At 71.5% G+C, this 12,183-nt stretch carries 14 protein-coding genes; 7 read left to right on the top strand and 7 right to left on the bottom strand.

Going from position 1 to position 12,183, the window contains the following annotated elements; genetic code table 11:
- Positions 1–2 precede the first annotated feature (2 nt).
- The 4 genes from AMK27_RS32490 to AMK27_RS32475 form a co-directional block, all read right to left on the bottom strand.
- Positions 3–2,096 carry a hypothetical protein gene (locus tag AMK27_RS32490; protein ID WP_073916355.1) on the bottom strand — a complete coding sequence of 698 codons (2,094 nt, stop codon included), beginning with the start codon at positions 2,094–2,096 and terminating at the stop codon, positions 3–5.
- Positions 2,097–2,185: 89 nt separating this feature from the next.
- Positions 2,186–3,217 carry an isopenicillin N synthase family dioxygenase gene (locus AMK27_RS32485; RefSeq protein ID WP_241847670.1) on the bottom strand — a complete coding sequence of 344 codons (1,032 nt, stop codon included), beginning with the start codon at positions 3,215–3,217 and terminating at the stop codon, positions 2,186–2,188.
- Entirely contained in the window at positions 3,210–3,674 is a 465-nt protein-coding gene (locus tag AMK27_RS32480) for a nucleoside deaminase (protein WP_073916351.1), read from the bottom strand. The genes AMK27_RS32485 and AMK27_RS32480 overlap by 8 nt, the downstream gene beginning before the upstream one ends.
- A 31-nt stretch (positions 3,675–3,705) precedes the next feature.
- Positions 3,706–4,308 carry a hypothetical protein gene (locus AMK27_RS32475; protein WP_073916348.1) on the bottom strand — a complete coding sequence of 201 codons (603 nt, stop codon included), beginning with the start codon at positions 4,306–4,308 and terminating at the stop codon, positions 3,706–3,708.
- A 216-nt stretch (positions 4,309–4,524) separates the two neighbouring features.
- On the opposite strand from AMK27_RS32475, the gene AMK27_RS32470 reads away from it, so the two are divergent.
- Both AMK27_RS32470 and AMK27_RS32465 read left to right on the top strand, forming a co-directional pair.
- Positions 4,525–4,716, top strand: coding sequence for a hypothetical protein (locus AMK27_RS32470; protein WP_073916346.1), 192 nt, complete (start codon positions 4,525–4,527; stop codon positions 4,714–4,716).
- Positions 4,717–4,862: 146 nt separating this feature from the next.
- Positions 4,863–5,792, top strand: a complete 930-nt coding sequence (locus AMK27_RS32465; protein WP_073916342.1) for a DMT family transporter — start codon at positions 4,863–4,865, stop codon at positions 5,790–5,792.
- Here the strand turns inward: AMK27_RS32465 and AMK27_RS32460 are convergent.
- Positions 5,695–6,579, bottom strand: coding sequence for a LysR family transcriptional regulator (locus AMK27_RS32460; protein WP_073916339.1), 885 nt, complete (start codon positions 6,577–6,579; stop codon positions 5,695–5,697). The genes AMK27_RS32465 and AMK27_RS32460 overlap by 98 nt on opposite strands.
- Positions 6,579–6,947 (bottom strand): PLD nuclease N-terminal domain-containing protein, encoded by a 369-nt coding sequence (locus AMK27_RS32455; RefSeq protein WP_073916336.1) that lies wholly within the window; start codon positions 6,945–6,947, stop codon positions 6,579–6,581. The genes AMK27_RS32460 and AMK27_RS32455 overlap by 1 nt, the downstream gene beginning before the upstream one ends.
- Before the next feature lie 89 nt (positions 6,948–7,036).
- Here AMK27_RS32455 and AMK27_RS32450 point away from each other — a divergent pair, with 89 nt between their 5' ends.
- From AMK27_RS32450 to AMK27_RS32440, 3 genes are all read left to right on the top strand, one after another.
- On the top strand, positions 7,037–8,494 hold the full coding sequence (locus AMK27_RS32450; RefSeq protein ID WP_073916334.1) for a menaquinone biosynthesis decarboxylase: 1,458 nt from the start codon (positions 7,037–7,039) through the stop codon (positions 8,492–8,494).
- On the top strand, positions 8,491–9,393 hold the full coding sequence (mqnP, locus tag AMK27_RS32445; RefSeq protein WP_073916331.1) for a menaquinone biosynthesis prenyltransferase MqnP: 903 nt from the start codon (positions 8,491–8,493) through the stop codon (positions 9,391–9,393). Before AMK27_RS32450 ends, mqnP begins: the two co-directional genes overlap by 4 nt.
- Positions 9,394–9,462: 69 nt before the next feature.
- Complete coding sequence (locus AMK27_RS32440) at positions 9,463–10,134, top strand: UbiX family flavin prenyltransferase (RefSeq protein WP_073916624.1); 672 nt, start codon at positions 9,463–9,465, stop codon at positions 10,132–10,134.
- Here AMK27_RS32440 and AMK27_RS43115 read toward each other — a convergent pair.
- Positions 10,131–10,268 carry a hypothetical protein gene (locus AMK27_RS43115; RefSeq protein ID WP_167346897.1) on the bottom strand — a complete coding sequence of 46 codons (138 nt, stop codon included), beginning with the start codon at positions 10,266–10,268 and terminating at the stop codon, positions 10,131–10,133. The two genes, AMK27_RS32440 and AMK27_RS43115, sit on opposite strands and share 4 nt — an antisense overlap.
- A gap of 113 nt (positions 10,269–10,381) precedes the next feature.
- Between AMK27_RS43115 and AMK27_RS32435 the strand changes: the two genes are divergently transcribed.
- Both AMK27_RS32435 and mqnE read left to right on the top strand, forming a co-directional pair.
- A complete protein-coding gene (locus AMK27_RS32435) occupies positions 10,382–10,837 on the top strand; it encodes an Lrp/AsnC family transcriptional regulator (RefSeq protein ID WP_030324379.1) in 456 nt (151 codons plus the stop codon).
- A gap of 48 nt (positions 10,838–10,885) precedes the next feature.
- Positions 10,886–12,049 carry an aminofutalosine synthase MqnE gene (gene mqnE, locus AMK27_RS32430; protein WP_030324380.1) on the top strand — a complete coding sequence of 388 codons (1,164 nt, stop codon included), beginning with the start codon at positions 10,886–10,888 and terminating at the stop codon, positions 12,047–12,049.
- Positions 12,050–12,183 lie beyond the last annotated feature (134 nt).

Here is a 12,183-nt window from a genome sequence, read left to right as displayed (position 1 = left end):
CGTCAGACTCCGTCCTCGCGGCCCGGCGGCAGCGACGGCTCCCGCCAGGCACGGATGTCGCGCGGCCAGTGGGTGGCCGCGTCCCAGAGCGAACCGCTGCCCGTCAGATGGCGGCCGGAGAGCCGGCGCAGTTCGTGCGCGAGGCGGTCGGCCACCTCGTCGTCGGGCAGTGCGAGCGGATCGGTCAGCAGCCATACGGCATGCAGCAGTCGCCGTACGGACAGGTGGAGTTCGGTGGTGTCGTGGTCGAGTCCGGGAGGCAGGGCGTCGGTCGCGGCGCCCCTCGTCCCTTCCGCGGGCCGTTGGCCGAGGGCGATCGCCCGGCGCGGGTCCGGCCCGGTCCTGCCGTGCTCGCGGGGGTACGGGGCGGAGCCGATGAACCGCAGGCGCCCCAGCCAGCCGAGGACGTCCCGCTCGGGGAAGGTGAGCCGCAGCTGGGTGACGGCCTCCTCGGTGCGGCCGAGGGCCAGGTCGTGATGGAGGCGGTACGGGCCGGGCTCGGGGCCGTAGTGCCGGTGCAGGGTCTCGTGGACGGCGTGCCAGGCCGCGTACCGGGGATGGTCGCCGTCCTCGAAACGGAGGCGGTGCAGCAGCAGGGCGCGCAGCAGCGGGTCGGCGACGAAGTGGCCCGAGCCCGGTTCGGAGGCGGCCCAGTCCTCGGCGCGCAGCTGGTCGCGGACGCGCAGCGCCACGTCCCCGTCCAGGGACTCGCCCTGGAGCCGGGCGTGGGCGAGCATCCGGGCGGACTCCTCGTCGTGGGCGGCGGCGAGCACGGCGTACGGGCCGGGCCGCCGCACCGGGAGGAGTTCGGCGAGGAGGGTGGGGGCGACGGGCACCGGCGGGGCGTCCTCGCGGAGCTCCACGGTCAGGTCGAGCAGCCCGCCCGGGGTGAGGCCGGCCCGCAGGTGGGCCGGGGCCTCTCCGGCGGCCTGGCCGAGGAGCGCGACGCCGAGCGGCCGGCCGCCGGTCAACCGGTGGACGGCACGCGCGAGTTCGGTGGGCGTCCGGCCGGCCGGGTCGTGGTGGTCGAAGGCGGAGCGGGTCTGGGAGGGGGAGAGCGGGGTGAGTTCCACGGCGAGGATGCCGGAGCCGACGCGGGCGTCGCGCGGGCTGGGCGCCCGGTGCGCGGTCTCCGGCAGCCGGGTCCTGGTGGCGTTGCGCAGTCCCTCGTGCTCGCGGACCCGGGAGGCGGCGAGGATGACGACCCGGTCGCGGCGGCCCTCGGAGCGGGCGCGCAGCACCGGTTCGACGAGCTGCCGGCCGAGCGGTTCGTGGGCGTTGTCCAGGAGGATCAGCGGGCGGCCGATCCGGCCGCCGCGCCGGATCCCCACGTACGGGTGGAGGAGGTCCTCGGTCAGCGCGCCGACGAGGAAGCCCTCCGCCTCGGCGCGGCGCCGGCCGCCCTGCTCGAAGTCGATCGCGAGCTGCTGGAGCCCCGCCTTGCCGCGTCCGCCGGCGTTGCGGTAGGCGCCGTACCAGCTCTCCGAGGCGCGCTGGAGGCGGCCGAACACCTCCTCGAGGACGGTCTCCACGGTCGCCTCCGCGAGGAGTCCGGCGAGCGGGACGGTGGCCTCGGCGAACGTGGCGGCCAGCTTGGCGAGCACCTTGCCGACCCAGTGGGTGGCCGCGCCCCGGGTCGGGTCGACGGTCGCGAGGAGCGGCCCGAGCCGCTGGAGGTCGCGCCGGGCCCGCTCGTCGTCCTCCTGCGACCAGCCGAGCGAGGCGACCGCGACGAGGCCGAGCGACACCCGGGGGAACTTCACCGGCCGCGCGCCGAGCACCTTCGGCGACAGCTGTACGGCGAGCTCGGCGAGGGCCCCGGTGAGCGGGGTCCAGCCGGGCCCGTGGTCGGCGGGCGGCTCGATGTGGGCGCAGTCGAGGAGCGCCAGCGGCGTGTACCCCTTGTAGCGGTTGCGGACCTCCTTGAGCAGGGCGGTCTTGCCCGTACCGCGCCCGCCGGTGAAGACGGTGACCGGCGGATCGTCACCGTGCTCGAACGGCACCCGGGAGGCGCCGTGCTTCGTGAGGCCGCTGAGGCGCGCGACCAGTCCGGCATCGTGCAAGGCCGCCTCGCGGCCGTACAGCTCCCTGTCCACGACCTGCCACCCCCGTCACAGTCAACTCAAGGATATCGACGGTGTGTTGGGAAAGCGGTCGGCTTTTCGAGTCTGTTCCGCACCTGTTGTCAGTCCGTGGCGATCGCGTCGAGCTGGGCCCGCAGATATCCGTGCGACTCGATGCCGTGGATCGTCGTCCCGGGCGTGCACTCGTAGAAGTACACGAGCGACATCAGCTCCTCCGCGGGGGCCTCGGCCGGCGGCGGCAGCACCCGGTGGCGTCCCGAACGCCAGCGGCCGCCGGTCCAACCGGCCATGAGGTCACCGATGTTGACGGTGAAGGCGGCCGGGTCGTACGGGGCGTCCTGCCAGCCGCCCGCGTCGGTGAAGACCTGCAGACCGCCCTTGCCGGCCTCCCGGTCAAGCACGGTGACCGTGCCGAAGTCCGTGTGCGGGCCGATGCGGAACTGGCCGGGCTCCGGCTCGCCCGTCCGCTCCCGCCCCGGGTACCAGTTGATGTTGAAGCCGAAGGTGGGGTGCCCGGTGTGCCGGGTGAAGAAGTCCCGCTCCTCGCCGAGGGCCTCGCCGAGCAGGTCCAGGACCCGGTCCGAGAGCGCCTTCATCTCCGCCAGATACGTCTCCACCAGCGGTTTCAGCTCGGGGATCTCGGCGGGCCAGGAGTTCGGCAGGAACCATTCGGCGTCCACGGCCGGGTCGCCGGTCGGTTCGTCCGCCGCGAAGGACAGCGACTCCTTCAGGTCCGGCGGCGTCGCCGTGCCCTCCGCGTATCCGTTGGCCTCGGCGCCGGGCCCGAGCCAGCCCCGGCCGCCGACCCGCACGGCGTACGGCTCCTTCGCGGCGGACGGGAGGTGGAAGAAGCGGCGGGCGGCCGCGCGGATCCCGGCCCGGAGCCCGGGGTCGACACCGTGGCCGGTGACGAGGAGGAACCCGGCCTCGCGCAGGGCGCGGTCGACGGCGGGCAGCTGCGGGGCGGCGTCACGGGTCAGATCGACGGTGGGGAGCCGCGCCGCGCCCGCGCCGCCGGGGCCTGTTCCGTGGCGTGCCCCGCCCGGGCCGCCGTCGCCCGTTCCGCGGCGCGCCCCGCCCGGGCCTCTGTCGCCCGTTCCGTCGCGCTTCCGCTCGCCCGTCCCGTCACTCATCGCCGATGTCCTCGTTCCAGAGAGCCGGCTGCTCGGCGATGAACTCCCGCATCAGCGCCGTGCACGCGGGGTCGTCGAGGACGAAGACCTCGACCCCGTGCCCCGCCAGCCAGTCGTGCCCGCCGTGGAAGGTCTCGGCCTCCCCGACGACCACCCGCGAGATCCCGAACTGCCGCACCAGACCGGAGCAGTACCAGCAGGGCGAGAGGGTCGTCACCATCGTCGTGCCCCGGTACGAGCGCTGCCGGCCGGCGGCCCGGAAGGCGGCGGTCTCCGCGTGCGCCGACGGATCCCCGTCCTGCACCCGCCGGTTGTGCCCGCGCCCGAGCAGCGCGCCGTCCGCCCCGTACAGCGCGGCCCCGATCGGGATCCCGCCCTCGGCGAGCCCGGCGCGGGCCTCGGCGACAGCCGTCGCGAGCCACCGCCGGGCGCTCTCCCTGCTGAGACGCTCGTCCATGCCGGATCTCTTCCCCGCCACGGACGAGGCCTCACCTCGGACGGGCCGCGTTAGCCGGGGGGACGTAACGGAGCCGTCCGCTCTCGTCCGGCACCCGGGTGAAGCCGGCCGCTTCGAGGAGGGCCGCGCTCTTCCGTGCTGTCCGTCGGCCCCACACGTGGAGGGGCAGCATGAGGACGACGGTCCCCGCCCAGGTGACAGCGGCGATGGTGAGGACGGAGTCCCAGCCGTCACCGAAGTCCGCCCCGACGTCGAGGGCGGCGAGGACGAGGGGCACGCAGAGGAGCCAGAGGACCTCCTTCCGGTACCTCCGCTCGAGGTCGGACAGCATCCTGGCCCTGAGGAGCGCGAACGTCTCGAGGTCGGTCGCAGGCAGGGGTCCTTCTTCGGTGGCCCGCGGGTATCTGCTCCAGTTCTCCGCGGCGAGTTCCCGCGCCCGCGGACGGAGGTCCGGCACGAGGTACAGGGTGAAGCTGGTTCCTCCCTGCCGTAAGTCCGCGTACGCGTAGCCGAACTGCTCGGCCAGCAGCGTCAATCGGGCGAGTTTCTTCAAGGAGGCCGAGCCCGCGACGAGCGCGACCGGCCTCCCGCCCGCCATCAGCCGCAGCATCTTCCGTTCCAGTCTCTTCCCCACTGCTCCCCCTCACCTTCGGAACTCCAGTCACTCTCACACCAGAACCCTTGTGCGAGGTTCCCTCCGGTCGGTGATCGACGTCGTCCCCTCCGCCGATCGGCTGAGGACCGGAGCCCCACCGGCCCGGCGCCCGGGGGAGGGGCGGTCGGCGGACCTAGCCTGCGGGGTGCTCCGCCGGTCGGCGGGGTGTTTCGCCGCTCTACCGAGAGGTCTTCCATGCGTTCCCTGCTGACCGTCCTCGCCACCGGTGCCCTCGTCCTCGGCGCCGCCGGCATCGCGAGCGCCGACGTCCACGTCGAGCTCGAGCCGGAGGCCTCGCACACCGTCGTCTTCGGCGACTGGCTCCAGTTCGCGCACGACGACGTCTTCAACGCCGGTCACGACAACACCGTCGGCTCCGACAACTGAGCCCCCTCCCGGACCGTCGACCGCCGTGCGCGGCGGCGGTCCGGGAGGCTCCCACCGGCAGTCATCGCCGCTGCCGATGGGCCCCATCGGCAGGTCCCCCCACTGGCTCGTGGACCCGGATCCGGGCCGCTCGTAGCGTCGTCGTCATGAGAAACGAGACCAGGGGAACCGTCGAACTCACCCTCGCCATGGTGCTCTCCGGCACCCTCGGCATCTTCGTCGTGGAGTCGGGGGCGTCCCCCTTCAACGTGGTGTTCTTCCGGTGCCTCTTCGGGGCCGCCGCCCTCGGCGCGTACAGCCTGGCCCGCGGCTACTTCACCGGCCACGGCCTCACCCCGAGGACGTTCGGCCTCGCCGCGCTCGGCGGGGTGTTCATCGTCTTCAACTGGGTGCTGCTCTTCGAGGCGTACGAGGCCACCTCGATCTCCTTCGCCACCGTCGTCTACCACACGCAGCCGTTCTTCCTGGTGGTGTTCGGCGCCGTGCTGTTCCGGGAGCGGATCACCGCCGCGAAGTTCGGCTGGCTCGCCGTCGCGTTCGCCGGGCTCGTGCTGGTGTCCGGGATACGGCCCGGCGACACCGCGTCCCTCAAGGGCCTCGGGCTCGCGCTCGGCGCCGCCGTCCTCTACGCCCTGTCGACGATCGTCACCAAGCGGATCACCGGCGTACGGCCGCATCTGATCGCCCTCGTCCAGGTCCTGGTCGGCATCCCGCTGCTGCTCCCGTTCGCCGACTTCGGCGCCGCGTCGGAGCTCGGTGCGGGCTGGGGATGGCTCGCGGGCCTCGGGATCGTCCACACCGGGCTGATGTACGTCCTCATGTACGCCGCGTACGCCAAGCTGCCCACCGCCAAGATCGCCGTGCTGGCCTTCACCTACCCCGCCGTCGCCATGGGCGCCGACTGGGCCGCGTACGGGCACCACATCGGGCTGGTCCAGGCGCTCGGCGTTCCCCTGATCGTCCTCGCCAGCCTCAAGGTCACCCTTGCTGCTCGGACACCAGTCGCCGCGCCTGCTCCACGAACAGACGGACATGTGCCGGAAGCCGCTTCCCCCGTCGCCACGCGAGTTGGGTGAAGAGGGTGAACGGCGCCTCCCAGGCCAGCGGGACCAGCGTTCCCTCCGACAGTTCCGCCGCGACGGCCACCCGGGGCAGCAGCGCCACCCCGAGTCCCGCGGCCACCCCGCGCTTGGTCGCCTCGATCGTGCCGAACTCCATGAACGGCGGCGCCCACTCCCGCAGCTCCGCCTCGAACAGGTCGCGGTACGGGCAGCCCGGCTCGGTGCCCACCAGCTGCGCCCCGGCCAGGTCCGCGGCGGTCAGCCCGGTACGCCCCACCAGGGGATGGCCGGGACCCGCCACCAGGACCAGGGGCTCGGGCGCGAGGACCTCCGACTCCAGGCCCTCGTGCTCGGTGTCGGGCTCCATCAGGAAGCCGACGTCGTACGTGCCCTGCCGCAGCGCCTGCCGGGTCTCGTCGCCCAGGGTGGGCCGCAGGGTGAGGCGGACCCCCGGGTAGCGGTGGTGGAAGTACTCGAGGAGCGGCGGCAGCCGGTAGGAGGTCAGGGACTCCATGGTGCCGATGGCGATCGTGCCGGCCGGCTCGGCCGCGACGGCGACGGCGGTACGGGCCTCCTCGGCCAGCTCGCCCATGCGGCGGGCGTACGGCACGAGCCGCTCCCCGGCCTCGGTCAGCCGGATGCGGCTGCCGAGCCGCTCGAAGAGCTCCACGCCGAGCGAGGACTCCAGGGACCGGATCTGACCGGTGACGCTGGACTGCGCGTACCCGAGTTCGGCGGCGGCCCGGGTGAAGGAGAGGACGGTGGCGACCTTCTCGAAGGTGGCCAGGAGCCGCAGCTCCATCAGCTCTCGGTGTCCTCGCCGCGCTCGCGCCGCCTCAGTTCCTCCTCGCGGCGGCGGAGGTCCGCCTCCCGGGCCCTGAGGTCCTCGTCGTCCGGCCGCCCGGTCTGCCCCTCGTCCTTGAGGGACTTCAGGAACTCGGGGTTGTCGTCGGGGGCGACCCAGCCGCCCGCGCCGCCCCGGGTCCGCGGCCGCCGGTCCTTGCCCGCGACGATCCAGCCGATCGCGCCGACCACCGAGAACAGCAGGACGACGATGGCCCAGACCGGCTTCGGAAGGTGCTTGACCTCTTCCTCCGGGGTGTTCAGGCAGTCGATGAAGGCGTAGATCATCAGCGCCAGCGGGATGATGAACAGCAGCGCCCTGAGCATGTGGGACAGCCCCTTGGAAGCAGAGATGGGGCTCGTTTCGACCGCCCCGGTGACAGGCCCAGCGTAGCCCGTGGCGGATACTGGCCCCTATGGCTTACGACGATCTCCGCTCGCTGCTCAGGGCCCTCGAGCGCGAAGGCGACCTCAAGCGCATCAAGGCCGAAGTCGACCCGTACCTGGAGGTCGGGGAGATCGTCGACCGGGTGAACAAGGCAGGGGGCCCGGCGCTTCTCTTCGAGAACGTCAAGGGCTCCTCGATGCCCCTCGCGATGAACGTCTTCGGGACCGACCGCCGACTGCTCAAGGCCCTCGGCCTGAAGTCGTACGGCGAGATCAGCGAGAAGATCGGCGGGCTGCTCAAGCCCGAGCTCCCGCAGGGTTTCGTCGGCGTCCGCGAGGCCTTCGGCAAGCTCGGCTCGATGGTCCACGTGCCGCCGAAGAAGGTGAAGTCCGACGACGCCCCCGTGCAGGAGGTCGTCCTGACCGGGGACGACGTCGACCTCGACCTCCTCCCCGCCCTCTTCACCTGGCCGAAGGACGGCGGCTCCTTCTTCAACCTGGGCCTCACCCACACGAAGCACCCGGAGACCGGGGTCCGGAACCTCGGGCTCTACCGGCTCCAGCGGCACGACAAGCGCACCATCGGCATGCACTGGCAGATCCACAAGGACAGCCGCAACCACTACGCCGTCGCGGCGGCGAAGGGCGAGCGGCTGCCGGTCGCGATCGCCTTCGGCTGCCCGCCGGCCGTGACGTACGCCTCGACCGCCCCGCTGCCCGGCGACATCGACGAGTACCTCTTCGCCGGCTTCGTGCAGGGCAAGCGGATCGAGATGGTCGACTGCAAGACCGTGCCGCTCCAGGTCCCGGCCAACGCCGAGGTCGTCGTCGAGGGCTGGCTGGAGCCGGGGGAGATGCTGCCGGAGGGTCCCTTCGGCGACCACACCGGCTTCTACACGCCGCAGGAGCCCTTCCCGGCGCTGAAGATCGACTGCATCACGATGCGGAAGCGCCCGCTGCTCCAGTCGATCGTCGTCGGCCGGCCGCCGACCGAGGACGGTCCGCTCGGCCGCGCGACGGAGCGTTTCTTCCTGCCGCTCCTCAAGATCATCGTGCCGGACATCGTCGACTACCACCTGCCGGAGTCGGGCGGCTTCCACAACTGCGCGATCGTCTCGATCGACAAGAAGTACCCGAAGCACGCGCAGAAGGTCATGCACGCCATCTGGGGCGCGCACATGATGTCGCTGACCAAGCTGATCATCGTGGTCGACAAGGACTGCGACGTCCACGACCTGCACGAGGTGTCCTGGCGGGCCCTCGGCAACACCGACTACGCCCGTGACCTCACGGTCGTCGAGGGGCCGGTCGACCACCTCGACCATGCCTCCTACCAGCAGTTCTGGGGCGGCAAGGCGGGCATCGACGCCACGAAGAAGCTGCCCGAGGAGGGGTACACCCGCGACGGCGGCTGGCCGGACATGGTCGAGTCGGACCCGGCGACGGCCGCCCTCGTGGACCGCCGCTGGAAGGAGTACGGGCTGTGACCACGGCCGCCGTGCCCGGCGCACAGCCGGGGCGTACGAAGGCGTTCCTGCGCCTGGTGATGATCGAGCACTCGGTGTTCGCGCTGCCCTTCGCGTACACCGCCGCGCTCACCGCCATGTACCAGGTGGACAAGGACATCCACTGGTGGACGCTGTTCCTCGTCACCGTCTGCATGGTGGGGCTGCGGACCTTCGCCATGGCCTGCAACCGGATCATCGACCGCGAGATCGACGCGCGCAACCCGCGCACCGCCCAGCGCGAGCTGGTGACCGGGGCCGTGTCCGTGCGCTCGGCGTGGACCGGGGCCGGGATCGCCGTCGTCGTCTTCCTCGGCGCCGCCGCCCTGCTCAACCCGCTGTGCCTGGCCCTCGCGCCGCTCGCCGTCATCCCGATGGTCGTCTATCCGTACGGCAAGCGGTTCACCAACTTCCCGCACGCCATCCTGGGCCTCGCCCAGGCCATCGGGCCCATCGGCGCCTGGCTCGCGGTGACCGGCGAGTGGTCCTGGGACGCGGTCATCCTGGGCCTCGCGGTGGGCGTCTGGATCGGCGGCTTCGACCTGATCTTCGCCTGCCAGGACGTGCAGGCGGACCGGGCCGGGGGCGTCATGTCCGTACCGGCGCGCTTCGGTATCCCGGCGGCGCTGTGGGGCGCCCGCGCCTCCGCGGTCGTCACCACGGGCCTGCTCGTCTGGTACGCCCTCGCGACCGGTGCCGGTCTCTTCTTCTGGGTCGGCCTCGTGATCGTGGCGGCCGCGTTCTGCTACGAGCACTCGATCGTGAAGCCGCACGACCTGTCGCGGCTGAACCGGGCGTTCTTCACGGTGAACGGTTTCATCGGCATGGCGCTGTTCGTGTGCGCCCTCCTCGACCTGCTGGTCCGCGGACTCACCCCGTAGGCGGTGAGAGCCGCGCCCGGGCCTGGCTTTTCCCGGCCGGATAGGCTCTCTGTCGTGGAGTCGCAGGAGATGAAGAGTCGTCGGCCCTGGGTGGTGGGGGTTTCCGGGGCGTCGGGTACGCCGTACGCCGCCGCCGTTCTGCGGGGCCTCCTCGCCGCCGGGGAGAGCGTCGACCTCGTGGTGTCGCGGGCCTCGCGGCTCACGCTGCTCGACGAGACGGGCATCTCGTTCCGCGACGCGCACTGGCGCGAGGACCTGGCGGCCTGGCTGGCGCGGGGCGCGGACGGGAAGCCGGACACCTTCGACATGGCGGACGCCCTCGGCGACGTGCGGTACTGGGCGGCCGGCGATCTGGCCGCGGGGCCGTCCTCGGGGTCGTACCCGGCGAAGGGGATGCTGGTGGTGCCGGCCTCGACCGCGGCGGTGGCGGGAGTGGCACTGGGGCTCTCGAAGGACCTGCTGCAGCGGACCGCGAGCGTGACGCTGAAGGAGCGGCGGCCGCTGGTCGTCGCCGTGCGGGAGACCCCGCTGAACGGGCAGACGCTCAAGCACATGGTGGCGCTGGACGAGGCGGGAGCCGTGGTGCTGCCCGCCTCTCCGGCGTTCTACGCGGGGGCGACGCACATCCAGGATCTGGTGGACTTCGTCGCCGGGCGGGTGCTCGACGCGGCAGGGGTGCCGCATCGGCTGTACCGCCGGTGGGAGGGAGAGCTCGGTGGAGCGACCCCCCGGTCCGGTTAGCGCTTCTTGGCGTGCTTCTTGTCGGCACGCTTCGAGGCGGCGGTGGGCTGGTGGGCACGCGAGCGGTTGGCCAGGTCCTGCAGCTCGCGCATGCGTGCGTAGGCCATCTCGATCGTGTACACGGTGAACACCACTCCTGAAAGATCGTCTTTGATCGTCTAAAAGATTCACAGGGTGTCTTCCCTGTGTACCTTAGATTCTATACCTAAACTCGCGGTATCGCTGGACAATGGAAGGCTTCATACCTATGGACGCCGTGGACAGGCAGCTCATCCAGGCTCTGCGCGAGAACGGTCGTGCCTCGTACGCCGAGCTCGGCCGGCTCGTCGGGCTCTCCGGCCCCTCTGTCACCGACCGCATCAACCGCCTTGAGGCTGCCGGAGTCATCACCGGCTACCGCGCCACCGTCGACGCCGCCTCGCTCGGCCTCGGCGTCACCGCCCTCATCGGCATCTCCCTCTCCGACGCCGCCGACCACGAGGACGTGGCCCGACGGCTGAAGGACCTCGCCGAGATCGAGGACTGCTGGTTCATCGCCGGCGACGACTCGTTCATGCTCAAGGTGCGCGTCAGCGACGTCGACGGCCTGGAGAAGACGATCCGCCGCCTCAGCGGCACCAAGGGCGTCTCCCGCACCCGGACGACGATCGTGCTCTCCACGAAGTGGGAGAACCGGGTCGGAGAGCTGCCCGAAGAGGGCTGAGAGTACGGTTGGCACGGCGTAATTCGGAGAAAAGGGAGGCGGCCGTACATGGATGTGGGCCTCAAGCGCGAACTTGAGCAGAAGGTCCGGGACGGTGAGCGGCTGAGCCGCGAGGACGGCATCGCCCTGTACGAGTCCGACGACCTCGCCTGGCTCGGCGGTCTGGCCCACGAGGTCCGGACCCGCAAGAACGGCGACGTGGTGCATTTCAATGTCAACCGGCATCTGAACATGACCAACGTCTGCACCGCCTCCTGCGCCTACTGCTCGTTCCAGCGCAAGCCGGGCGAGAAGGACGCGTACACCATGCGCATCGAGGAGGCCGTGCGCCTCGCGAAGGCGATGGAGAACGAGAACCTCACCGAGCTGCACATCGTCAACGGGTTGCACCCCAACCTGCCCTGGCGGTACTACCCGCGCTCCCTCTCCGAGCTGAAGAAGGCCCTGCCGAACGTCTCGCTCAAGGCCTTCACCGCCACCGAGATCCACCACTTCGAGACCATCTCGGGGATGTCGGCCTCCGACATCCTCGACGAGCTCATCGAGGCCGGTCTGGAGTCCCTCACCGGCGGCGGCGCCGAGATCTTCGACTGGGAGGTCCGGCAGCACATCGTGGACCACCGCACCCACTGGGAGGACTGGTCCCGGATCCACCGCCTCGCGCACGAGAAGGGGCTCAAGACCCCCAGCACGATGCTGTACGGGCACATCGAGGAGCCTCGGCACCGCGTGGACCACGTGCTGCGGCTGCGTGAGCTGCAGGACGAGACCGGCGGCTTCCAGGTCTTCATCCCGCTGCGCTACCAGCACGACTTCGTGGACATGCAGGACGGCAAGGTCCGCAACAAGCTCCAGGCGCGCACCACCATGGCGACCGGCGCCGAGGCCCTGAAGACCTTCGCGGTCTCCCGGCTCCTCTTCGACAACGTGCCGCACGTCAAGGTCTTCTGGGTCATGCACGGCGTCCAGACGGCGCAGCTCGCGCTCCAGCACGGCGCCGACGACATGGACGGCTCGGTCGTCGAGTACAAGATCACGCACGACGCCGACAACTACGGCACGCCGAACAAGCTGGGCCGCGAGGACCTGCTCGAGCTGATCCGCGACGCCGGCTTCCGCCCGGTCGAGCGGAACACCCGGTACGAGATCATCCGCGAGTACCCGGGGCCGGACGCGGAGCGGCGCGAGACGCCGCAGGCGATGCGGTTCTGATTCCGCGGGCGGGCGCGGTCCTGGGTCCGCGGCCGACGCGGTCCTGAGTCCGCGGGCCGGTCGCGAGGACGGACGGAGGAAGGGCCGGTGGGATCACCCACCGGCCCTTCTCTCATTCCGCCGGGTGCTCCACC

The organism is Streptomyces sp. CB02009 (assembly GCF_001905825.1).
Classification (GTDB): domain Bacteria; phylum Actinomycetota; class Actinomycetes; order Streptomycetales; family Streptomycetaceae; genus Streptomyces.
Note: the sequence above shows the minus strand (reverse complement) of the source record. Positions and strands in the feature narration are given on the sequence as shown.

Excerpts from the sequence above, each read along its gene's own strand:
- AMK27_RS32465 (WP_073916342.1), top strand. The coding sequence starts at position 4,863 with ATGAGAAACGAGACCAGGGGAACCGTCGAACTCACCCTCGCCATGGTG.
- AMK27_RS32440 (WP_073916624.1), top strand. The coding sequence starts at position 9,463 with ATGAAGAGTCGTCGGCCCTGGGTGGTGGGGGTTTCCGGGGCGTCGGGT.
- mqnE (WP_030324380.1), top strand. The coding sequence starts at position 10,886 with ATGGATGTGGGCCTCAAGCGCGAACTTGAGCAGAAGGTCCGGGACGGT.
- AMK27_RS32450 (WP_073916334.1), top strand. The coding sequence starts at position 7,037 with ATGGCTTACGACGATCTCCGCTCGCTGCTCAGGGCCCTCGAGCGCGAA.
- AMK27_RS32480 (WP_073916351.1), bottom strand. The coding sequence starts at position 3,674 with ATGGACGAGCGTCTCAGCAGGGAGAGCGCCCGGCGGTGGCTCGCGACG.
- AMK27_RS32470 (WP_073916346.1), top strand. The coding sequence starts at position 4,525 with ATGCGTTCCCTGCTGACCGTCCTCGCCACCGGTGCCCTCGTCCTCGGC.
- AMK27_RS32485 (WP_241847670.1), bottom strand. The coding sequence starts at position 3,217 with ATGAGTGACGGGACGGGCGAGCGGAAGCGCGACGGAACGGGCGACAGA.
- AMK27_RS32455 (WP_073916336.1), bottom strand. The coding sequence starts at position 6,947 with ATGCTCAGGGCGCTGCTGTTCATCATCCCGCTGGCGCTGATGATCTAC.
- AMK27_RS32435 (WP_030324379.1), top strand. The coding sequence starts at position 10,382 with ATGGACGCCGTGGACAGGCAGCTCATCCAGGCTCTGCGCGAGAACGGT.
- AMK27_RS32460 (WP_073916339.1), bottom strand. The coding sequence starts at position 6,579 with ATGGAGCTGCGGCTCCTGGCCACCTTCGAGAAGGTCGCCACCGTCCTC.